Origin of the sequence: Clostridium sp. AUH-JLR23 (assembly GCF_964238065.1) — a bacterium.
GTDB lineage: Bacteria > Bacillota_I > Bacilli_A > Erysipelotrichales > Coprobacillaceae > Allocoprobacillus > Allocoprobacillus merdigallinarum.
Genome location: NZ_CAXSKY010000004.1, coordinates 1 through 23,841, shown reverse-complemented (window position 1 = coordinate 23,841; position 23,841 = coordinate 1). Strand labels below are relative to the sequence as shown.

At 32.7% G+C, this 23,841-nt stretch carries 23 protein-coding genes; 21 read left to right on the top strand and 2 right to left on the bottom strand.

Annotation, left to right across the window (positions count from 1 at the left end):
• Positions 1–6: 6 nt before the first annotated feature.
• Positions 7–1,674, bottom strand: a complete 1,668-nt coding sequence (locus tag ACESR5_RS02880) for an alpha-glucosidase (protein WP_373154139.1) — start codon at positions 1,672–1,674, stop codon at positions 7–9.
• A gap of 108 nt (positions 1,675–1,782) precedes the next feature.
• Between ACESR5_RS02880 and ACESR5_RS02875 the strand changes: the two genes are divergently transcribed.
• The 11 genes from ACESR5_RS02875 to ACESR5_RS02825 all read left to right on the top strand — a co-directional run bounded on the left by ACESR5_RS02875 (position 1,783) and on the right by ACESR5_RS02825 (position 10,939).
• On the top strand, positions 1,783–2,574 hold the full coding sequence (locus tag ACESR5_RS02875) for a PHP domain-containing protein (protein ID WP_373154138.1): 792 nt from the start codon (positions 1,783–1,785) through the stop codon (positions 2,572–2,574).
• 183 nt (positions 2,575–2,757) lie between these two features.
• Positions 2,758–3,843, top strand: coding sequence for a 3-phosphoserine/phosphohydroxythreonine transaminase (gene serC, locus ACESR5_RS02870; protein WP_373154137.1), 1,086 nt, complete (start codon positions 2,758–2,760; stop codon positions 3,841–3,843).
• Between the two features lie 5 nt (positions 3,844–3,848).
• The gene (locus tag ACESR5_RS02865; RefSeq protein WP_373154135.1) at positions 3,849–5,000 is read left to right on the top strand and encodes a phosphoglycerate dehydrogenase; all 1,152 of its coding nucleotides are present in this window, start codon (positions 3,849–3,851) and stop codon (positions 4,998–5,000) included.
• A gap of 103 nt (positions 5,001–5,103) precedes the next feature.
• Positions 5,104–6,057, top strand: a complete 954-nt coding sequence (locus ACESR5_RS02860) for a hypothetical protein (RefSeq protein ID WP_373154133.1) — start codon at positions 5,104–5,106, stop codon at positions 6,055–6,057.
• Between the two features lie 209 nt (positions 6,058–6,266).
• Positions 6,267–6,479, top strand: a complete 213-nt coding sequence (locus tag ACESR5_RS02855; protein ID WP_204209694.1) for a FeoA family protein — start codon at positions 6,267–6,269, stop codon at positions 6,477–6,479.
• Positions 6,480–6,514: 35 nt separating this feature from the next.
• A complete protein-coding gene (locus ACESR5_RS02850; protein ID WP_087244908.1) occupies positions 6,515–6,733 on the top strand; it encodes a ferrous iron transport protein A in 219 nt (72 codons plus the stop codon).
• A gap of 15 nt (positions 6,734–6,748) precedes the next feature.
• Positions 6,749–8,929, top strand: coding sequence for a ferrous iron transport protein B (gene feoB / locus ACESR5_RS02845; RefSeq protein ID WP_373154130.1), 2,181 nt, complete (start codon positions 6,749–6,751; stop codon positions 8,927–8,929).
• Between the two features lie 56 nt (positions 8,930–8,985).
• On the top strand, positions 8,986–9,180 hold the full coding sequence (locus tag ACESR5_RS02840; RefSeq protein WP_087244875.1) for a FeoB-associated Cys-rich membrane protein: 195 nt from the start codon (positions 8,986–8,988) through the stop codon (positions 9,178–9,180).
• Positions 9,181–9,339 (top strand): hypothetical protein, encoded by a 159-nt coding sequence (locus tag ACESR5_RS02835; protein ID WP_164483499.1) that lies wholly within the window; start codon positions 9,181–9,183, stop codon positions 9,337–9,339.
• Entirely contained in the window at positions 9,332–9,697 is a 366-nt protein-coding gene (locus tag ACESR5_RS02830) for a heavy-metal-associated domain-containing protein (RefSeq protein ID WP_373154128.1), read from the top strand. Before ACESR5_RS02835 ends, ACESR5_RS02830 begins: the two co-directional genes overlap by 8 nt.
• Positions 9,698–10,192: 495 nt before the next feature.
• Complete coding sequence (locus ACESR5_RS02825; protein WP_087244907.1) at positions 10,193–10,939, top strand: DeoR/GlpR family DNA-binding transcription regulator; 747 nt, start codon at positions 10,193–10,195, stop codon at positions 10,937–10,939.
• Positions 10,940–10,956: 17 nt separating this feature from the next.
• Here ACESR5_RS02825 and ACESR5_RS02820 read toward each other — a convergent pair whose 3' ends face one another.
• Positions 10,957–11,853: a glycyl-radical enzyme activating protein gene (locus tag ACESR5_RS02820; protein WP_129738315.1), complete on the bottom strand. Its 897-nt coding sequence runs from the start codon at positions 11,851–11,853 to the stop codon at positions 10,957–10,959.
• Between the two features lie 180 nt (positions 11,854–12,033).
• On the opposite strand from ACESR5_RS02820, the gene ACESR5_RS02815 reads away from it, so the two are divergent.
• From ACESR5_RS02815 to ACESR5_RS02770, 10 genes are all read left to right on the top strand, one after another.
• Entirely contained in the window at positions 12,034–14,445 is a 2,412-nt protein-coding gene (locus tag ACESR5_RS02815; RefSeq protein WP_373154126.1) for a glycyl radical protein, read from the top strand.
• 10 nt (positions 14,446–14,455) lie between these two features.
• Positions 14,456–15,136: a fructose-6-phosphate aldolase gene (locus ACESR5_RS02810; RefSeq protein WP_373154125.1), complete on the top strand. Its 681-nt coding sequence runs from the start codon at positions 14,456–14,458 to the stop codon at positions 15,134–15,136.
• A 105-nt stretch (positions 15,137–15,241) separates the two neighbouring features.
• Positions 15,242–16,894, top strand: a complete 1,653-nt coding sequence (locus ACESR5_RS02805; RefSeq protein WP_087246012.1) for an FAD-dependent oxidoreductase — start codon at positions 15,242–15,244, stop codon at positions 16,892–16,894.
• 126 nt (positions 16,895–17,020) lie between these two features.
• Complete coding sequence (locus tag ACESR5_RS02800) at positions 17,021–17,866, top strand: phosphate ABC transporter substrate-binding protein (RefSeq protein ID WP_087246010.1); 846 nt, start codon at positions 17,021–17,023, stop codon at positions 17,864–17,866.
• 249 nt (positions 17,867–18,115) lie between these two features.
• Complete coding sequence (gene pstC, locus ACESR5_RS02795) at positions 18,116–19,051, top strand: phosphate ABC transporter permease subunit PstC (protein WP_087246008.1); 936 nt, start codon at positions 18,116–18,118, stop codon at positions 19,049–19,051.
• Positions 19,041–19,904 (top strand): phosphate ABC transporter permease PstA, encoded by an 864-nt coding sequence (gene pstA, locus ACESR5_RS02790; protein ID WP_191341905.1) that lies wholly within the window; start codon positions 19,041–19,043, stop codon positions 19,902–19,904. The genes pstC and pstA overlap by 11 nt, the downstream gene beginning before the upstream one ends.
• Positions 19,905–19,918: 14 nt before the next feature.
• A complete protein-coding gene (gene pstB, locus ACESR5_RS02785; RefSeq protein ID WP_087246003.1) occupies positions 19,919–20,674 on the top strand; it encodes a phosphate ABC transporter ATP-binding protein PstB in 756 nt (251 codons plus the stop codon).
• 45 nt (positions 20,675–20,719) lie between these two features.
• On the top strand, positions 20,720–21,379 hold the full coding sequence (gene phoU / locus ACESR5_RS02780) for a phosphate signaling complex protein PhoU (RefSeq protein ID WP_087246000.1): 660 nt from the start codon (positions 20,720–20,722) through the stop codon (positions 21,377–21,379).
• Positions 21,380–21,390: 11 nt separating this feature from the next.
• Positions 21,391–22,080, top strand: a complete 690-nt coding sequence (locus ACESR5_RS02775; RefSeq protein WP_087245998.1) for a response regulator transcription factor — start codon at positions 21,391–21,393, stop codon at positions 22,078–22,080.
• A complete protein-coding gene (locus tag ACESR5_RS02770; protein ID WP_191341907.1) occupies positions 22,073–23,764 on the top strand; it encodes an ATP-binding protein in 1,692 nt (563 codons plus the stop codon). The genes ACESR5_RS02775 and ACESR5_RS02770 overlap by 8 nt, the downstream gene beginning before the upstream one ends.
• The last annotated feature ends 77 nt before the right edge of the window (positions 23,765–23,841 follow it).

The following is a 23,841-nucleotide window of genomic DNA, read 5'->3' as shown; positions in this document are numbered from 1 at the left end:
AGGCCTCTATTTAATAAGTAGAATTGTTGCTTGATATGGAGAAAGTTTTAATTGTTGGTTTTGAATATTGACTTGATCATTGGATAAAAGAACTTGAGCTTTTGAAGATAAAGGAAAATGAGTTTCTTTGTTTTGAAGGTTTTGAATACATAAGATTGTCTGTTGATCATCTTGACGCATATAGGCAATCACATATTCTTCGCTTTCTAATGGAATGAAATCTCCATATACGAGTGTTTGATGATACAAAGAATTCTGTCTTAAAGCAATCATCTGTTTATAATAAGATAAAACAGAATCGGGATCATTCGCCTGTTTAGCAACATTAATATCTTGATAATATTCATTATTCTTAAGCCAAGGTTGAACATCACTAAAACCTGCATATAACTGTGAATTCCAGCTCATAGGAGAACGGGTATTATCTCGACTGCGACGATTGACAAAATCTAAAGCTTCTTTTTCGCTATAACCTTCCTGTAAGGCTCTACGATATTGAGCATGTGAATTAAGATCATCAAAATCATGGATAGAAAGTCTATGATTGTTGATGGTTCCAATTTCTTCGCCTTGATAAATGAAAGGAGTCCCCTTTAAAAACATAAACATTTGACCTAAAGCTTTTGCGGCTTTTGGCGTACGTTCTTGAGGGTTACGAATAAGTCTGTTTAAACTTCTTTGCATATCATGATTTTCCAGGAAAGTTCCACACCATCCTGTTTTAAAGATTTCCTTTTGACTTAAAAAGAGCTTTTCTTTGTATTCCTGCATTGTCCAATTTTGAAGTGGGAACCATTCTTCATGTTCAGTAATATCAATATGTGAATAATTAAAATCAAACATCATTGAAAAGCATCCATCCTGACCGATAAAAATACTAAGCTGATCATAAGGAACACCCACAGCTTCCGCCACTGTCATACAATGATGAATATCAAATGTCTTTTCTCTCAACTCTTTGAAAAAGACTTCTATACCAGGCTGATTTCTTGTGAATTCAAAACATGATGAGAGTCCATCTGCGCCATCAACAGGACCATTTTGCCAGGATTGATCCTTTTTTATAAAGTTAATAGCGTCAACTCTAAATCCTGCAATCCCTTTATCTAACCACCAGTTAATCATGCGATAGATGTCTTCTCTCATTTGTGGATTTTCCCAGTTTAAATCAGGTTGCTTTTTAGAAAAAGAATGAAAATAATACATATTATCTTCGTGAGGGACTTTTTCCCAAACAGAACCACTAAAAACAGAACGCCAGTTTGTAGGAGGCTGGTTATCTTGACCTTCTTTAAAAATATAATATTGTCGATAAGGACTATCAGGATTTTTTAATGCTTCCTGAAACCAGGCATGTTCATCGGATGTATGATTAATAACAAGATCCATAATGATTTTGATATCTCTTTCTTTCGCTTTAACAATCAGTTCATTGACATCTTTCATACTTCCAAAATCAGGATGAATCTGATAATAATCAGCAATATCATAGCCATTATCATCCATAGGAGAACAGTAAATAGGACAAATCCAAAGCATAGTGACACCTAAATCTTTTAAATAATCAAGTTTTTGAATGATTCCTTGAATATCACCGATTCCATCATGATTACTATCTTGAAAACTTTTTGGATAAATTTGATAAACAATTTCTTCTTTCCACCATTGTGGCATATTGATCACCTCTAAAATGATTATATCATGAAAGTAAAAATAATGAATAATATGATTTTACAATTCAGAAATATCTTCATATAATAAATCAAAGGAGTTGATGAAATAATGAAGTATATTGATGGACATATGCATCTAGAAAATGGACCACTTACAAAAGAATATGTTTTACAATTTGTAGAAGCAGCACATCAAAAAGGATTAGATGAAATTCAAATTTTAGATCATACACATCGTTTTATTGAATTTGAACCCATCTATGAAAGACTCAAACAATATGATGTACAAAAGACATGGTTAGCAAATAAAGAAATGAAATTTAAAGATCATTTAAGTGATTTCATTGATTTAATGAAAGATATCCAACAAATGGACTTGCCTGTTAAAGTGAAATATGGACTGGAAGTCTGTTATGTTCCAGAATATGAGAACTTTTTAAAAGAATTATTAGGACAATATTCTTTTGATTTTCTGGTAGGGGCTATTCATTCTATTGATGGTATCTTATATGATATGAGTTTTTCAAAAGATTTATTATGGAATCGCTATGATGCCAATGATATCTATAAACGTTATTACGAACTTGTCTTTCAATTAATAGAATCACAATTATTTACCCAACTGGCACATCCAGATACGATTAAACTTTTTCAGATCTATCCTACATATGATTTAAAGCCAACTTATCAAAAGATGGCAGAGCTTTTAAAAGCACATCATATGAAAGCTGAAAACAATGTGGGATGTTATTATCGTTATCATCATCCAGATATGGGATTATCTCAGGAACTTTTACAGATTTTTAAAGACAATCATGTGGATTTGATTTATGCTTCTGATGCTCATCAGCCACAGGATGTAGGCAATTATATTCGTGAAGCAACATTACAGATGAACTAGTAAAAAGCTAGTTCTTTTTTGTTATAAAGATGAATATAGTTTAAAGGATGGGTGATAAATAGATAAAATTGTATACAATTTATATAAAAATAATTACAAATTATGAAAAATTATAAAATCATTTGATAAATTTGTATAAATCATATATAATGACATCAATATTTTAAAAAGGAGGGTGTCGATATGACAACAAAAAGAGTTTATAACTTTTCAGCAGGTCCATCAACATTACCTGTATCTGTATTAGAAAAAATCGCTTCTCAAATGTTGAACTATAACGATAGTGGTATGAGCGTAATGGAAATGAGTCATCGATCATCATCCTATCTTGACATTTTTAATGAAACAAAAGCTATGTTAAAAAAAGTCATGAATATTCCTGATCATTATCAGGTATTATTTATTCAAGGTGGGGCGACACAACAATTTTCAACGATTCCACTGAATTTGATGAAAAATGGAAAAGCTGATTATATTATTACAGGATCTTTTTCAAAGAAAGCTGCTCAGGAAGCAAAGAAATTTGGTGATGTGCATATTGCTTATGATGGCAGTGCACAGAACTTTAAACATATTCCAACTCAAGATGAATTAGATATAAGAGAAGATGCCTCTTATGTGCATTTATGTTCAAATAATACCATTTATGGTACAGAATGGAAGTATGTTCCAGATACACATGGAATACCTATTGTGGCTGATATGTCTTCTAATATTTTATCTCAGCCAATCAATGTGAATGATTATGGCATGATTTATGCTGGAGCACAGAAAAATATGGGGATTGCAGGACTAGGAGTTGTGATTGTCAGAGAAGATTTAATCAAAGATCATCAGGAAAAAATTCCAGTGCTGATGGAATATGATACAATCGCTCAAAATGATTCTATGTATAACACACCACCAACTTTTTCAATCTATGTATTAGGAGAAGTCTTAAAATGGATTGATTCTTTAGGTGGGTTAGAAGCTATGAAAAAAAGAAATGAAGAAAAAGCAAAGTTAATATATGATTATTTAGATCAGTCAGACTTTTATATTGCACATAGTGATCCAGATAACCGTTCTTTAATGAATGTGACTTTTACTTGTCCTAACAAGGATTTAGATGCAAAGTTTGTGAAGGAATCAGTAGCAGCAGGGATGACGAATTTAAAAGGTCATCGTTCTGTAGGAGGTATTCGAGCTTCTATTTATAATGCAATGGAAAAAGAAGGCGTTGAAACATTAGTTGCCTTTATGAAAAAATTTGAAGAAGAAAATAGGTGATGAAAATGTATAAAATCAAATTAATGAATAAGATTTCTTCAGTAGGGACAGCGTTATTTAATCAGGATTATCTTGTTGGAGAAGATCAGAAGGATGAAGATGGAATTCTTGTTCGTTCTGCAGCTTTGCATGATTATGAATTTCCGCAATCATTAAAAGCTATTGCGCGTGCAGGAGCAGGTGTCAACAATATTCCTATTGAAAAATGCAGTGAACAGGGGATTGTTGTTTTTAATACACCAGGCGCAAATGCGAATGCTGTTAAAGAGTTGGTTTTATGTGCATTGTTTTTATCTTCACGACAGATTGTTGAAGGCATTGACTGGGTCAAAACTTTAAAAGGACAGGAAAATGTAGGAAAACTGGTAGAAAAGGGGAAGAGTCAATTTGTAGGTCCTGAGATTGATGGTAAGAAATTAGGGATTATTGGTCTAGGGGCTATTGGTGTGAGTGTGGCGAATGCAGCGATTAAGTTAGGTATGGAAGTCTATGGATATGATCCATATATTTCAGTAGATGCAGCATGGGGTATGAGTAAATGGGTCAAAAATGCTCAAAATGTTGATACGATTTTCACTGAATGTGATTATATTACATTGCATGCGCCAAGCACGCCAGAAACAAAAGGAATGATCAATCAAGAAAGTATTCAAAAAATGAAAGATGGAGTTCGTATTCTGAACTTTGCTAGAGCAGATTTGGTGAACTCTCAGGATATTCTAGATGGAATTGCTCAGGGAAAAATCAAAAAATATATAACAGACTTTGCGACAGAAGATATCATTGATCAAAAAGATGTGATTGTCATGCCACATTTAGGCGCGTCTACACCTGAATCAGAAGATAATTGTGCAATCATGGCTGTTAGAGAAATGATGGATTATTTAGAAAATGGAAATATTACAAATTCTGTGAATCTTCCTTCAGTGAAAGAACCACGCACAACACAATATCGTATTTGTTTAATTCATAAAAATGTTCCTAATATGTTAGCTCAATTTGCGACAATTCTTGCGAATAAACATATCAATATTGAAAATATGGTCAATAAAGCTAAGGGTGAGTATGCTTATACAATGATTGATACACAAGATATTGCAGGGTTAGAAGAATTAGAAACTTTAGAAAATGTTATTAGAGTAAGAGTGATTAAATAAGGCTAAATCAAATTTTGACTTAGCCTTTTATTTATAGAAGAGATTATTTTTTTCGCTAAAAGATTCATTTATGGTAAAATATTGTCAAAGGGGACTGATATTTATGAAGAAAATAATCATTTTGCTGGTAGCTTTCATGCTATCAGGGTGCTCTTCTCCAAAATCGACGGAAACAAAAGTGACACCAACACAAACAGAGCTGGAAATGACAGAGGTTTACACAATTGACAATCAGTTGGAATTTGAAATGATAAAAACATCATTAACCGATGAGATTGCACCTGCTAATAAAAATAGAACATATCAATATTTAAAGCCAGCGGATAATCAACATATATTTATTGATATTATCGTGAGAACTCATAATTTATCAGAAAATGAGTATGAGTTATCAGATTTATATAGTGGAAACATTGAATTAAATAATGAAAAACATGATGTTCAGTTGGCTATAGAATCAATCCATTATACACAAATGAGTACCACAGATACTTTAAAACCACAAGAAGAACGCTATATACATCTTTATTGTGAAGTCGCCAAAAATAATACGAAACAACAGGCACAGCTAGCTCTTCAAGTTATGAACCAAAAAGATTATCAATATACTTTTTCTTTAGAAGAAGTACAGGAAGATAATCAAGTGAAGTCTATTGGTGATGTGATAAACTGTTCCAATTCACAAATCACCATATTAGATTGCCAGGAAAGTGAACGTATTGAGCCATCACAAAAAGGATTCTTTTATAGTTATCATCCTACCGATCGTGAAGACCAGATTTTTGTTGTGTTGTCATTAGAAATTCAAAATCAATCATCCCTGGATATAGATCCTGCAGAGTATATTTATTGTGAATATCAAATGAACGATGAAATCATTCATTCTCAAATTATTTTAGAGAGTGAGGATCATAAAACAATTTCAGAAAGTGGCAGTATATTAGCTGGACAAACAAGAACGCTTTATTTGGCTATGCCTATTTTAAAAACTCAGGCTGATACAGAGGGGACAATGACATTATTTGTAGAAGGATATACTTTTGAAATTCATCAATAAAAATAATAAACTTGGGGATGTTTGACTTCCCAAGTTTTTAAATACCTATAATTAATTTATTATACTATAAAATATAAAAATAGCTACTTTTTTGCTTGGAGTTATTGACAAATACAGGAAATGGTAGTATTCTATTCATGAGGTTAGATACGACTAACTTATATTTTTAATCAAGAGTTAGCTTTTGCTAATTATAAGAAGGGATGATTATGATGCCATTAACATTAGCTGGTGTTGGAGAAGTGAATACAATTCGCAGAATAGGTGGCAATGAAGAAACAAGGCGTTTTTTGGAAAATCTTGGTTTCGTTGCTGGAAGTGAAATTACTGTTTTATCTGCCATTGAAGGTAATGTCATTGTCAATATTAAAGATTCTAGAATTGCCATTAACAAAGATATGGCACGTCATATCATGGTATAGCTTTTAGGGTATTTGAAAAGGGAGGAGAGATGATGATGAATTTAAGTGAAGCGAAAGTTGGAAGTACAGTCACTGTTACAAAAATAGAAGGGGACAGTGCTTATAAACGACGCATCATGGATATGGGAATCACTAAAGGAACGAGTCTATATATTAGAAAAGTTGCACCATTAGGTGATCCTGTAGAAATTACAGTCAGAGGATATGAATTATCTGTAAGAAAAATGGATGCGCAGTGTGTCCAAGTGAAATAGAGGGGGTATTGGATTATGAATATGAAAATTGCTCTTGCTGGTAACCCTAACTGTGGAAAGACAACAATGTTCAATGCTCTTACTGGAGCGAACCAATATGTTGGAAACTGGCCTGGTGTTACAGTAGAGAAAAAAGAAGGAAAATTAAAAGGGAAGAGAAAAGATGAAGATATCATTATTACCGACTTACCTGGTATTTATTCTCTTTCACCATATACATTAGAAGAAGTGGTCAGCCGTGATTATATTTTAAATGAAAATCCAGATGTTATTATTAATTTGGTTGATGCTACAAATATTGAAAGAAACTTATATTTAACAACACAATTGATTGAAACTGGGGTACCAGTTGTGATTGCTTTAAATATGGCTGATTTATTGAAAAAAAGAAATATTAAGATTGATACAAAACGTCTTTCTATGTTATTAAACTGTCCAATTATTGAAACATCTGCTTTAAAACAGACAGGGTTAAATGATTTAATGGATGAAGCAATTAAAGTTGCGCGTAAAAAAGAAGTGGCTTTACCAAAAGATATCTTCTCTTCTGAATTGGAAAAAGCTATTGCAGAAGTCGAAAAATTGCTTCCTGTTTCTATAAGTGAAGGTAAAAAGAGATGGTATGCTGTTAAATTATTGGAAAATGATAGTAAAGTTGTTGAAAGTATTGGAAATCAAATTCAGAATAAAACTCTTATTGATCAACAACGTGAAGCATTGGAAAAGAAACATGATGATGATATGGAAAGTATTGTCACTGATGAACGTTATCAATTTATTCAAAAAATTATTTCTACAACTGTAAAAAAAGGTGGAGAAAAATTAACAGTATCAGATAAAATTGATAAAATTGTAACAAATCGTATTTTAGGTATTCCTATCTTTATTGCAGTGATGTTTATTGTTTATTATGTATCTGTCACAACAGTAGGAACTTGGGTGACAGATTGGACAAATGATGTCTTTGTTGTGGCCATTCAGGATGCTGTTGGATCTTTCTTGACAAGTATTGGAACTGGAGAAGTTGTTCAGGGACTTGTTGTCGATGGAATTATTGGTGGTTTAGGAGCTGTACTTGGTTTCGTACCACAGATGGCTATTTTATTCTTATTCCTATCCATTTTAGAAGATTGTGGATACATGGTTCGTATTGCATTTGTGATGGATCGTGTGTTTAGACATTTTGGATTATCTGGAAAGAGCTTTATTCCATTATTAATTTCTTCAGGATGTGGTATTCCAGGAATCATGGCTTCAAAGACGATTGAACAGGATAATGATCGTCGTTTAACAATCATGACAGCCACTTTCATTCCATGTGGTGCGAAGCTTCCTGTTATTGCACTGATGGGTGGTGTGATTGCAGGAGAAGCAGCTGGATATACAGAAAGTTCATTTGTTGCGCCAATGATGTACTTTATGGGAATTGTTGCCGTATTGGTTGCTGCTATTATTTTGAAGAAAACAAAACCATTCTCTGGAAAACCTGCACCATTTGTTATGGAATTACCACAATATCATATTCCATCTGCCAAAACAGTTTTATTACATGTATGGGAAAGATTAAAAGGATTTATTATTAAAGCTGGAACAATCTTGTTCTTGGCATGTGTTGTGATGTGGTTTTTAGGTGCTTATGGATTTGTAGATGGACAATTTGGATTAGTAGAGAGTGGCGATAGTTTATTAGCAATGATTGGTGGATTGATTGCTCCAATCTTTGCACCACTTGGATTTGGAAACTGGCAGGCCGTGGCTGCTTCGCTTTCAGGATTTACAGCGAAAGAAGCGATTGTTTCAACAATGGGATTATTGGCGAATGTTGCTGGAGATGTCGAAGATGCAGTCAATGTTGCTCAAGGTGTCCAGGCATGGTTCCCTACAACTTTATCTGCTTTATCATTCTTGATTTTCAACTTATTAGATTCACCATGTCTTGCGGCTATTGCGACTATGGCTCAACAGATGCAATCTCGTAAATGGTTCTGGTTTGCCATCATTTTCCAAAATGTCTTTGCTTATATTGTATGTTTATGTATTTATCAGATTGGAACATTCCTGATGGGTGGAGCCTTTGGAATCTGGACTGCTATTGCATTTGTCTTAGCAGCTATGATATTATTCTTATTGTTTAGACCTGATCCATATAAAAATCAAAAAGTTTATTCAAGAAGATCAGTTCAAGTGAATTCATAATCAAATAACTGGATACCTTGGTGTCCAGTTTTGACATATCAAAGGAGTTGAAAAAAATGGCAGATATGATTGTACTTATATTAATAATAGGATATTGTGGATTTGTCATTTTTCAGCGACATCGTCAAAAGAAGAATGGGACACAAAATGGATGTCGTGGAATATGCGATGGATGTAGTGGGTGTGGAGATTTGAGTCATTTAAAAGAAACATATTTTGCTGATAAAATGAAAAAAGAAAGGAAATTATAGATGGGTAATTCAACAGGTTCAATGTTTTATATGTTCATCATTGTGATTGGTGTTTATATCATAGGAATGTTAGCCTTTCTAGGATTTCAACGAATAAAGAAGTGGTTTCATAAGCGTCGTGATTTAAAGTTCCAGGAAAGAAGGGATCGTCATGGTTGATATGATTATTGTCATTTTAGTCATTGTATTATTAGTATTTGCATTAAAAGGAAGTATCAGACACTTTAAAGGTGAAGGAGCATGTTGTGGAGGAAGTCATGAAAGTTTAGATATGCAAGAAAAGAAATTGACTTCACCTGTTATTGGGAAGAAATTATTAAAAATTGAAGGAATGCATTGTGATCACTGTGCCAAACAGGTCATGGATGCTATAAATAAGATTGATGGAGTTAGTGCAAAGGTTGATCTTCAATCACAGACAGCGACGATTTTCTATGATCGAGAAATCAATGATAATGAGCTATATCAGGCTGTAAAAAGTGCTGGTTATCATATTCAATCAATAAGTTGTTCATAGAAAAGTATTGAAGAGGATCATAATCAAGAGATGTTATAGATGATATGTTTTATAACGTCTTTTTTAATATGTTTTGATAGCTGAATCAACAAGGAAAACAATGAATTTATTGATTAAAAAATCATATAAACTATTGACAAATTTATTATATATAGTATACTGATTATAGAGTTAGTTAAAGCTAACTGTTAATAATATATAGAAGTTAGCAAATCCTAACCGATATATCTAAGCGTGTAAAGATATATAAAGAATAAAAGAGGATATGAATGATAGAAATAGTTGCCCTCATACTCCTATTCATCGTCATTTTAGATTCAAAAGCCAGATTAGATCTAGACATACTTGTAACTATGATATATTCTATCCTTTAACAGACACATTTTGTGTATGATAAAAAGTAATCTTCGGATTACTTTTTTTCTTTAATGTATAAAGTTGCGTTTGAAAGTTGAATGTGATAATCTAAATGTTAAGGTGATGAATATGAAGAAAATGGAATTGCGTCATACAAAAATATTGGAGTTATTAACTGAAAAGAATAAAGTGGATGTTACAGAATTATCTCAAAATCTTGGTGTGTCACAAGTGACAATACGTAAAGATTTGGATATGTTAGAGAAAAAAGGATTGATTGTTAGAGAACATGGCTTTGCGACGCTGAATGGACAGGATGATATGAATAATAGATTAGCCTATCATTATGATATTAAACAACAATTAGCCAAATCAGCTTGTCAGATGATTGAAGATGGTGAAACAATTATGATTGAATCTGGTTCCTGTTGTGCCTTACTAGCTCAAGAGATTGCTTCAACAAAAAAAGATGTTACAATTATTACGAATTCTTCTTTTATTGCTGATTACATTCGTCAATATTCTCAAGTCAAACTGATTTTACTTGGCGGAGAATATCAAAAAGAAGCACAGGTTGTTGTTGGTCCAATGACAAGACGTTGCGTTGAAGCATTCTTTGTTGATAAGTTTTTTATTGGTACAGATGGTTTTTCAAAAAATACGGGATTTACTGGAAATGATTATATGCGTAGTGAAACAGTGCGAGATATGGCTCGTCAGGCTGCTCATGTGATTGTTGTGACAGAGTCTTCTAAGTTTCAACAAGTAGGTTTGGTTAATTTATTGCCCACACAAGATGTCTATTGTGTTGTTACAGATGGAATGATTCCTCAAGAAAGTGAAGAATATTTACAAAGTCAAAATGTGATTGTCAAAAAGGTATAATAAAAGGAGCAATGCTCCTAAATAAAACAATCTAAACCTTCATCAATAAAAATTTGCTGATAATCTTTTAAGTCCTCATTATGGAGGGCTTTTTGATTTTTATAGGTATATTCTTTATTCAACATGTCGTATTTTTTTTCACCAAATTGATGGAAAGGCAAGAGTTGCACACGTTTTAATCCAATCTTATGTAACATTCCAGCAAGTCCTCTTGCATCTTCTAAAGAATAATTGAAATCAGGAATGACAGGGATACGTGGTAATATGTCTATACCCTGTTGAAAAGCCCAGGTTAAGTTTTTTATAATCAGTTCATTATGAACGCCAGTTTTTAAGAAATGTTGTTGACTGTCGTGGTGTTTGACATCAAATAATAAAAGGTCAAACTGTGGGGCTAAATGTTGAAATGTTTCTTCTGGAACATATCCTGTCGTTTCAATTGCAGTATGGATATGTTCTTTTTTTAATGCCTGAATGAGTGCTTCAACGAATTGGGGTTGCCCCATACCTTCACCACCAGAAATCGTCACGCCCCCTTGAGATTCTTCATAAAAAGGAAGATCCTGTTTGCAGATACGAACAATTTCATCAATGTCCTGATACTCTCCTTCACATGATAAAGAATGTGAAGGACATTGTTGAATGCATTGTAAACAACCAATGCATTGATCAAAATGAACATGGATATATCCATCCTGAAATGAGATTGCTTGTTGAGGACAAGTTTTTACACAATGGCAACAATGTAAACATGTGTCGTGATGACATAGAATCTGTATATTTTCATTTTGTGATTCCGGATTAGAACACCACTCACATCTTAATGGACAACCTTTTAAAAAGACTGTTGTACGGATACCAGGGCCATCATGAATACTAAATTTTTGAATATTAAAAATGATACCTTTTGTCATAGTCATTCTCCTTTTGACTATATGTTATCACAAATGTTTTAAATAGTAAATAAATAAGTTTCAAATGAAATATAATATGTTTTTATTCAAATAAACATTGACTTTAATTAGATATATGTTAAGATATATTTGAAAATGAAACACATAAAACTTTCAAATGAAATAAAAAGGAGAAGAAAAATGAAGAATGTTGAACATTTTGGTGATTTAACACCACGTATGAATCATTTTAGAGAAGCTGTATTGGATAAGAAACCTTATATTGATGCTCAGCGTGCATTGCTTGTGACAGAAGCTTATGAGAAATATAAGAATCAGACACCTGTCATGAAACGTGCCTATATGTTAAAAAATATATTGGAAAAAATGTCTATTTATATTGAAGATGAAACTTTAATTGTAGGAAATCAGGCTTCATCAAATAAAGATGCACCGATCTTTCCTGAGTATACAATGAAGTTTGTTATGGATGAATTAGATACATTTGAAAAACGTGATGGAGATGTCTTTTATATTACAGAAGAAACAAAAGAAGCTTTACGTTCTATTGCGCCATTTTGGGAAAATAATAATCTAAGAGCTAAAGGTGAAGCTTTACTTCCTGAAGAAGTCAGTGTTTTTATGGAAACAGGATTTTTTGGTATGGAAGGGAAACTGAATTCAGGAGATGCTCATTTGGCTGTTGAATATCAAAAAGTCTTAGAAATCGGTTTAAAGGGTTATGAAGACAGAGTTTTAGATATCAAAAATCATTTGGATTTATGTGTTCCTGAAAATCTTAATAAATATCAATTTTATAATGCAGTATTGATTGTTATTGAAGCGGTCAAAACATTTGCAAAGCGTTTTAGTGTTCTAGCAAAAGAAAAAGCTGAAAAAGAAACAGGAAAAAGAAAAGAAGAATTATTGGAAATCAGTCGTATTTGTGACAAAGTGCCTTATCATCCAGCTCAAACATTTCATGAAGCGATTCAATCAGTATGGTTTATTCAATTGATTTTACAGATTGAATCTAATGGACATTCATTATCATATGGTCGCTTTGATCAATATATGTATCCTTATTTAAAACATGATTTAGATAACAATATCATCACAGAAGATGAAGCAGTTGAATTATTGACAAATTTATGGATTAAGACTCTCACAATCAATAAAGTCCGTAGTCAGGCTCATACATTTTCAAGTGCTGGAAGCCCAATGTATCAAAATGTGACAATTGGAGGACAGACAACAGATAAAAAAGATGCCGTGAATCAATTATCTTTCTTAGTTTTGAAGTCAGTGGCACAAACAAGATTGCCTCAGCCAAACTTAACGGTGAGATACCATGCTCATATCAATCAGGAATTCTTTGATGAAGCTATTGAAGTGATGAAATTAGGAACTGGTATGCCAGCCTTTAATAATGATGAAGTGATTATTCCTTCATTTATTGAAAAAGGTGTCAAAGAAGAAGATGCTTATAACTATTCTGCAATTGGTTGCGTGGAAACAGCAGTGCCAGGAAAATGGGGTTATCGTTGTACAGGTATGAGTTATATGAATTTCCCAAGAATTTTATTAATTGCGATGAATAATGGGGTGGATATGACTTCTGGAAAACGTTTTGTAAAAGAATGTGGTTATTTTACAGAAATGAAATCTTATGAAGAATTGATGCAGGCATGGGATCAGGTGGTTAGAGAATTAACACGTATGAGTGTGATTGTTGAAAATGCAATTGATTTAGCTTCTGAAAAAGATGTTCCTGATGTTTTATGTTCAGCCCTTACTGAAGATTGTATTGGTCGTGGAAAGACAATTAAAGAAGGTGGAGCTGTCTATGATTTCATTTCAGGATTGCAGGTAGGTATTGCAAATATGGCTGATAGTCTGGCAGCAATTAAGAAACTTGTCTTTGATGAAAAGAAAATCACTCAACAACAATTATGGGATGCTTTAGTTGATGATTTTCAAAGTGAAGAAAGTCAAAGAATTCAAAGAATGTTGATTGAAGAAGCGCCTAAATATGGTAATGATAATGATGAAGTGGATCAGTTGGTCGTTGATGCCTATGCATCTTATATTGATGAAATGAAAAAGTATCCAAATACGCGTTATGGTAGAGGGCCAATTGGAGGTATTCGTTATGCTGGAACATCATCTATTTCCGCTAATGTAGGTCAGGGATTTGGAACGATGGCAACACCAGATGGTAGACATGCTCATACACCATTGGCAGAAGGATGTTCACCAGCGCATAGTTGTGATAAAAGTGGTCCAACAGCGGTCTTTAAATCTGTGTCTAAATTACCAACTCATGAAATTACGGGTGGTGTTTTATTGAATCAGAAAGTAACACCACAGATGTTATCAACAGAAGAAAATAAACAGAAACTGGAAATGTTGATGAAAACATTCTTTAATAGATTGGAAGGATATCATGTTCAATATAATGTTGTGTCTAAAGAAACTTTAATTGATGCTCAAAAACACCCAGAAAAGCATAAGGATTTAATTGTGCGAGTGGCAGGATATTCAGCTTTCTTTAATGTGTTATCAAAAGCAACACAAGATGATATTATTGGGAGAACAGAACAAAGTTTATAGGGAGAAGATTATGGAATTTATTATTGATACAGTTAATTTAGAAGAAATTAAGGAAGCTGTTGCCTATATGCCTATCGTAGGTGTCACAAGCAATCCTTCTATTGTCAAGAAGACAAGCCCAGAGGATTTCTTTGCACATATGCGAGCAATCAGAGATATTATTGGAAAGGATAGAAGCCTTCATATCCAGGTGATTTCTAAGGATTGTCAAAGCATGGTCAAGGAAGCACATAGAATTCTTGAAGAAATAGATAGACAGGTTTATATCAAAGTACCCGTATCTTATGAAGGAATCAAAGCGATTAAGATGTTGAAGGAAGAAAACATTCATGTCACAGCGACAGCAGTCTATGATTTGATGCAGGCTTATATGGCACTGGCAGCAGGGGCAGACTATATTGCACCATATGTCAATAGAATTGGAAATCTAGGAGCAGATCCAATGGAGCTCATCAATGAGTTATCAAATCGTATTGTCATGGATGGATATGATACAAAGATAGTCGCAGCATCATTCAAGGGAGTGCAACAGATTAGAGATGCCTTCAATTATGGAGCACAGGCGATTACAGCACCAGTAGAGATCTTGAAACAGATTTTCAAGAATCCAAGCATAGAAAAAGCAGTAGATGATTTCAATGCCGACTGGTATAGCATGTATGGAGAAGGCAAAGGAATATGTGATTTATAGAGTCATCAGGTATTTTATGAAAAACTCATAAAATGCCTTTTTTAATGCACGTTATTTTACTTTATATCAAAAGTTCTTTACAATAAAAATAGGAAGGTGAAGATAATGAAAGTTTTAATTATTGGAGGTGTAGCTGCTGGAGCCACAACAGCTGCCAGACTGAGAAGATTAAATAAAGATGTAGAAATGATTGTTTTTGAAAAGGGAAATTATGTATCTTATGCCAATTGTGGATTACCTTATTATGTATCTGGTGAAATTCAAGGTAAAGAGGATTTACTGTTGATGACACCACAATTATTTTATGATCGTTTTCAGATTGATGTCAGAGTGGCGAGTGAAGTCACAGCGATTCATCCTGAAAACAAGAGTATCTCCGTTTATAATCATATGACAGGAGAAACTTATGAAGAAAATTATGATCAGCTGGTTATTGCGACAGGATCATCGCCTATTCGATTGCCGATTCCTGGAATTGATCATCCTGATATTCAACAATTATGGACAATTGATGATTTTGAAAAAATACGCCAAAAAGTGGAGCTGGAAAATATGCACACAGCATGTATTATTGGTGGAGGCTTTGTAGGGATTGAAACAGCTGAAAATTTAAAAGAATTGAATGTAGATGTTGATGTTATAGAAAAAGGACCACAAATCTTAAATAATTTAGATTTTGAGATGGTTCAGCCCATACATAAATATTTAAATCGAAAAGGTATTCATTTATATTTGAATACAGAATTATTAGCTTTTGAAGATCATCAATCCAAAATACAAGTCAAAACGAACTCTTTTACAAAAAGTTATGATTTGGTCATTCTTTCAGTCGGTGTAAAGCCACAAAGTGAAATAGCTAAAAAAGCTGGAATTGACTGTAATGCAAGAGGTGGTATTGTTGTAGATGAATATTTAAAAACAAATATTCCAGATATCTATGCAGTTGGAGATGTGATTGAAGTTGAACATTATATTCATCATCAAAAAACAATGATACCTTTAGCAGGTCCGGCTAACAAAGAAGGTCGAATTCTGGCAGATAATCTAGCAGGACATCCTCAAAAATATCTAGGATCATTAGGAAGTAGTATTATTAAAGTTTTTGAGATGGCCGCAGCAAGCACTGGCTTCAATGAAAAACAATTACAGGCTCAAGGTTTACATAGACATCAAGATTATGAAGTGGTTATTATCCAACAAAAATCCCATGCGGGATACTATCCTGGAGCCAAGCCACTGACAATAAAGGTGATCTATGACCTTGAACAGAACATATTAGGAGCACAGGTTATAGGTTATGAAGGTGTTGATAAACGTATTGATGTGATTTCCACAGCTATTCATTATCATGGGAAAGTAACGGATTTAAAAGATCTTCATATCGCTTATGCTCCACCGTTTGCTTCGGCTAAGGATGCAATCAATATGGTAGGATATGTCGCTGAGAATATGCAAAATGGTTATATACAGTTGATGCTGCCTGATGAATATCAACAAGTCAAAGATCATGTCATCACATTGGATGTCAGAGAAAACGATGAAAGAAAAGCTGGATATATTGAAGGATCTTATCATATTCCATACGGTGAATTAATCCATCGTTATCAGGAAATAGATCCAAAACAGACCGTTGTGATATATTGTGCAGTTGGAGTCAGAGCTTATAATTGTGCTAGAATTCTGATGCAAAGAGGATATCAGAAAGTTTATGTGTTAAGCGGAGGCTTAGGATTTTATTTGGATTATTGCTTCAAATAATCATGTGCTTTTACATAATCTTAACAAATTTTATACAAAAATATGATTTTTCCACCATTTAAAAAGATATACACTATGTTTGTCAATAAAGACGAATGATAAATGATAAAAAGGAAGGGTTAAAATATGAAAAAATTCGGAGCTTTATTATTAGCATGTGTATTAAGCTTTAGCTTGGTAGGATGCGGAAATAATGATGGAGGTAGCGATGCGGCTGCTTCAGGAAGTGGAGATGTGAGTGGAACTGTTGCTTTAAATGGTTCAACATCAATGGAAAAACTTGTTAATGGATTAAAAGAAGGTATTGTAGAAACTTATCCAAATTTACAATTAGAACCACAATTTACAGGTTCAAGTGCTGGGGTTGAAGCAGTAACAAATGGAACTGCTGATATTGGAGATGTATCAAGAGCTTTAACTGATGAAGAAAAAGCAGCTGGTTTAGTAGAAAATATTGTTGCTTTAGATGGTATCGCAGTTGTTACTGATACAGCGAACACAGCTACAAATTTAACAACTCAACAATTAAAAGATATTTACACTGGAAAAATTACTAACTGGAGCGAAGTTGGTGGAGCTGACCAAAATATCGTTGTTATTGGACGTGAAAGTGGTTCAGGAACAAGAGATGCATTCGAAGAAATCTTAGATATCGCTGATCAATGTCAATTAGCTCAAACATTAAATGAAACTGGAGCAGTTGCTGCAGCTGTACAATCTACACCAGGAGCAATTGGATATATTTCATTAGATGCATTAAATGATAAAGTTAAAGCATTACAATTAGATGGTGTTGCACCAAGTGAAGAAACAGTAAAAGACGGTTCATATACTTTACAAAGACCATTCGTTATGGCAACTAAAGGTGAAATCAGTGAACAATCAGCACAAGTTCAAGCTGTATTTGAATTCATTAATAGTGATGCAGGACAAGAAGTTATCTCATCTGTTGGTTTAGTTTCAGCAAAATAATCTTTTAAGGGGCATAGGATTATGCCTCTTTTTTTGTATAAAAATAAATTTTAAAGTTATACTGTTTGTAAAGAAAAAGTAAAGAAATAAATGTAAAAAAACATCGAAAATCATGGCTTAAATACATAGAAATTTAAATATTTTACATAATCTTAACATTTTTTATACAAAATATTGCTATTTCTTTTACGTGAAAAGATATAAACTAGCATTGATTTGTGGAGCTATATATAAAAGAAGGGGTTAAATATGGAAAAGAAGATGATATCTATTATTGCAAATAGAAAAACAAAATCAATGGTAGAAAAAATAGCGTCTATTATTTTTACTTGTTGTGCTGTTGTTTCTATTGTAGCTGTTGTTGGGATTACAGCATATATGTTTGTTTCAGGAACGCCAGCTATTTTTGAAGTTGGATTAACTGAAATTTTATTCAGCAATGTATGGGCACCAACTGCGGCTGATCCACATTATGGTATTCTTAATATAATCTTAACATCAATTGTTGGGGTATTCTTTGCAATTTTGATAGGAGTTCCTATTGGAATTTTAACAGCTGTCAACTTAGCTGAAATTGCTAATCCAAAAGTGAGAAATATTGTAAAATCAGCAGTTGAATTGTTAGCAGGGATTCCATCAGTCGTCTATGGACTTTTAGGAATATTAATTATCAATCCATTAATGTATCAATTGGAGCTGGCTATTTTTGCTGGATCAAAAACACATCAATTTACAGGTGGAGCCAATTTGATTTCAGCTATTTTGGTTTTGGCCATTATGATTTTACCAACTTTAATTAATATTACGGAAACATCATTAAAATCAGTACCAGATGATTATCGTAAAAGTTCTTTGGCGCTAGGTGCAAGTCAAATGCAGACAATTTTTAAAGTTGTTTTACCAGCTGCTAAAAATGGGATTATGTCAGCGATTGTTTTAGGAGTTGGTCGTGCGATTGGTGAAGCCATGGCTATCTTGCTTGTGGCAGGGAACTCAGTCAATTTCCCATTACCATTCAATTCAGTTCGTTTCTTAACAACTGGTATCGTTTCTGAAATGGGATATGCTTCAGGAACACATCGTGAAGTATTGTTTACAATTGGTTTGGTATTATTTATCTTTATTTTAGCAATTAACTTGATATTAACATTTATTTTAAAACGAGGTGGAGAAGATGGAAAATAGTATTTTTGATAAAAAAAGTAGATTAAGTGATAAAGTCTTAAGTTTTCTTATTCAATTATCCACTCTCATTTCCGTTGGTCTATTGATTGTTATTATTGGTTATATATTAATAAGAGGTATTCCAAGCTTCAATTTTGGATATCTTGTCAATACAACAAGTGTATTAAAGGATACAGTAGGGATTTTACCTAATATTATTAATACAGTTTATATGATTGTTGTGACATTATTGATCGCTGGTCCTATTAGTATTGGGGGAGCAATCTACTTAAATGAATATGCAACAAATAAGAAATTTGTTGAAATCATTTCATTTACAACTGAAGTTTTAGCTGGTATTCCATCTATTATTTATGGTTTATTCGGTATGTTGTTTTTTGGAAATTTATTAAAATTAGGGTATTCTATTTTAACAGGGGCCTTAACATTAGCTATTATGATTTTACCAATCATTTCTAGAAATACACAGGTTGCCTTGCAGGCAGTACCAAAAAGTTATCGTGAAGCAGCACTAGGAATTGGAGCGACAAAATGGTATATGATTCGTACAGTTTTATTACCAAGTGCGATTCCTGGAATCTTAACAGGTATCATTTTGGCAATGGGAAGAATTGTTGCTGAATCAGCTGCATTACTATTCACTGCAGGAAGTTTAGCAACATTACCTAGAGGGTTATTTGAACACTTATTCTCAAGTGGTGGAACTTTAACAATTCAACTTTATCTAGAAATGGCAAAAGCGAATTATGAGGTTGCCTTTGTCATTGCATTAATTTTAATTGTTGTTGTGTTAGTATTGAATTTCTTAGCAAAATGGATTTCTAAAAGATTTGATGTCAATAAAATTGATTAAGGAAGGTTAAAAAAATGAGTGTAAAAATTAGTTCTAAAAATTTAAATCTTCATTATGGAGAAAAACATGCATTGAAAGATGTGAATTTAGATATTGTAGAAAATAAAATCACAGCATTTATTGGTCCTTCAGGATGTGGGAAATCTACATTTCTTAAGACTTTAAATAGAATGAATGATTATGTAAATAATGTCAAAATTGATGGTGAAATTACATTAGATGGAGAAAATATTTATGATCCACGTGTTGATACAACAGTGTTACGTAAAAAAGTAGGGATGGTTTTTCAGCAACCTAATCCATTTCCAATGAGTATTTATGATAATATTGCTTATGGACCAAGAATTCATGGTATTAAAAATAAAAAGAAATTAGATGAAATTGTTGAAAAAAGTTTAAAAGCAGCAGCTTTATATGATGAAGTTGCAGATCGTTTGCATACATCAGCACTTGGTTTATCTGGTGGACAACAACAGCGTTTATGTATTGCAAGATGTTTAGCGGTAGAACCAGAAATCATTTTATTGGATGAACCAACAAGTGCCTTGGATCCTATTTCTACATTAAAAATTGAAGAGTTATTAATGGAATTAAAAGATAAATATACAATTGCAATTGTCACACATAATATGCAGCAGGCATCACGTATTGCTGATTATACGGCTTTCTTCTTAGTTGGAGAAATGGTAGAATATGGTGAAACAAAAGACATTTTCTCAATGCCTAAAGATAAACGTACAGAAGATTATATTACTGGTCGTTTTGGTTAAGAGTTGTGTTTTGCATGAAAAACAAATATAATGGAGGTATGTAAAATGATGAGAAAACTATTTGACGAAGAATTAGAAAAGTTAAATGTTGATTTAACAAAAATGGGGCATCTTGTAGAAGTTGCTATTGAAAATATGATTGATGCTTTTAAACATCAGGATAAAGCTCTTGCAAAAGAGATTATTACAAATGACCGTTTAATTAATGATATGGAAAGAACTGTTGAATCAAGAGCATTTAATTTGATTTTACGTCAACAACCTATCGCAACAGATTTAAGAAATGTGACAACAGCTTTAAAAATTGTTACTGATTTGGAAAGAATTGGGGATCAGGCTGCTGATATTGCAGAAATTATTATGAATTTTGAAGGTGAACATGCTTATAAGACTGTTGAACATATTCCGACAATGGCTAAAAAGGCTAAAATTATGGTTCATGAATCTATAGATTCATTTATTAAAAAAGATTTATCTACTGCACGTTTAGTGAAAAGCATGGATGATGAAATTGATGCTTTGTTTGAAGAAGTGAAACAAGAAGTTGCAGAAATTATTAAAGAAAACAGCGAAAGAATTGATTACTGTATTGATTTCTTAATGATTGCTAAATACTTAGAAAGAGTTGGAGATCATGCAGTCAATATCTGTGAATGGTTAGAATTTAATCAAACTGGTTCAGTGAATGATCAAAGATTGATTTAGGAGGGTTAACAATGAACGAACGTATTTTTGTCATAGAGGATGATGAAAATATTCAGGAGATAGTTAAACTATCTCTTGAATCTAATGGTTATCAGGTTACACTATTTGATAATGCTATTGATGCTATAATAGAAATAAAAAGAGAGGCACCAGATTTAGCTATTTTTGATGTGATGTTGCCACAGATGGATGGGATTTCTGCTGTCAAAAAGATTAGAGAAACAAATACAGAAATGCCTATCTTGATTTTAAGTGCCAAAGATAGTGAAATTGATAAGATTCATGGCTTAGATAGTGGTAGTGATGATTATATGACAAAGCCATTTGGTGTATTGGAGCTTTGTGCTCGCGTTCGTACATTATTAAGAAGAGTTCATCCTAAATCAAAAGTTTTAAGAACACCATCCTTATCTATTGACAAGTCAACACATGTGGTAAAACATCATCAAGAAACTATGGATTTAACACATAAAGAATATCAATTGCTTGTTTATTTAATAGAAAATAAAGATCGTGTTGTCGAAAGAGATGAATTATTAAATAATATTTGGGGATATGATTTTATTGGGGAATCAAGAGCATTAGATGTTCATATTCGTTCACTTCGTAAGAAGTTAAATGATGATGGAGAAAAATATATTAAAACAATTCGTTCGGTGGGTTATCGTTTTGTAGAAAAAGAGGAGGATAAGTATGACTAAATCTATCCTCCGTTATTTTATTGTGATTCTGGTTGTTGCATTATTAAGCAGTTGTGTGATTTCTGGAGCGCTGTTATCTAATAGCATTTTAGATACAACTGAACACGATATGCTGTATTCTTTAAAACTGATTGATTATGCCTTGGATTATCAGCAGCCACTTGATGGACAAATTGAAAAGTTAAATCCCTTGGCATATAGTGATGATACACGTATTAGTGTGATAGATCTTAAAGGTAATGTTGTTGCTGATACGGCAAAAGATTCTATATCTGAAAATCATTTGAATCGTGAGGAAATTCAGGAAGCTTTAAAATCCAGTGAAGGATATGCTCAAAGAAAATCTGAAACAACAGGTGAGGATACACTTTATGTAGCTTTATATAATCATGAAGACTATATAATTAGACTGGCTATTCCTTATCACGGTATTACTGATTATTTAGGTTCGTTAATTCCAGCTTTTGCAGTAAGCAGTATTATTTCGTTTTTAATTGCGTTTATACTATCACGTAAGCTGGCAGTGACAATCTCTAAACCTATTATTGAAATTAGTGAAAGTCTTGATCATATGAGTAAAGATTTTAGAGTTGATTTGAAGGATTATGATTATCAGGAATTTAATGTGATTGTAGACACGATTTATAATTTATCACATCGTTTACGTAAATCTATGCGTCAGGTCAAACTGGAACGTATTAAAATAGATGAAATTTTAAAACAAATGAATGAGGGATTTGTTTTATTGGATGAAGACTATCAAATTTTAAGTATTAATGAAAAGGCAATATCTATATTAGGAGATATGAAAGTACATGATCGTATTTTAGATTATCTTTATTTTCCTGATATTATACAAGCTTTACAAAATAATATTACAAAACAACAGGTTGAGCTAAAAATAGATCATAATATTTATGCTTGTTATATTTCACGAGTTGATTTTGGGACTACTTTGCTTTTCGTGGACATTACGGCATCGAAAAAAGCAGAAAAAATGCGTAGTGAATTTTTCTCTAATGTTTCTCATGAATTGAAAACACCAATGACATCTATTAGGGGATATAGTGATTTATTGGCTCAAGGTGTTGTCCAAAATGAAAGTCAAAAACAAGTTATGTTAGAAAAGATTCAAACAGAAGTTGATAGTATGTCACGATTGATTAATGATATATTGATGCTGTCAAGATTAGAAAGTATGGATATTGAAGCAGAAATGATGCCAATTAAAATGCGAAGTATCGTGGACGAAGTTTTAGAAAGTTATGAAGTAGAAATAGCGAAACATGATATCCATATGGAATATTCTTTTGAAGATATGGTGTATATAGGAAATCATCAACAAATCTATACATTATTAAACAATATTATAGGAAATGCCATTAAGTATAATAAAGATCATGGAAGTGTCTTTGTGGATATTGAAGCGCAAGGCGATGGTATGAAAATTGTTGTCAAAGATACGGGTATTGGTATTCCACTTGCAGATCAGGCACGTGTGTTTGAAAGATTTTATCGTGTGGATAAAGGAAGAAGTAAACAGCGCGGAGGAACTGGACTTGGTTTGGCTATTGTTAAACATATAGTATCGCATTATAAAGGTACGATTTCATTGAAGAGTGAATTGAATATAGGAACAACGATTGAAATTGTTTTACCGCAACAAAAAAGAACTGAATCTTAGTCAATGTCGTCAATTTAATGACATTAAAATAGAGAGAATATTTGATCAAATTCAAAATTCTCCCTTTTTTCTTTCTG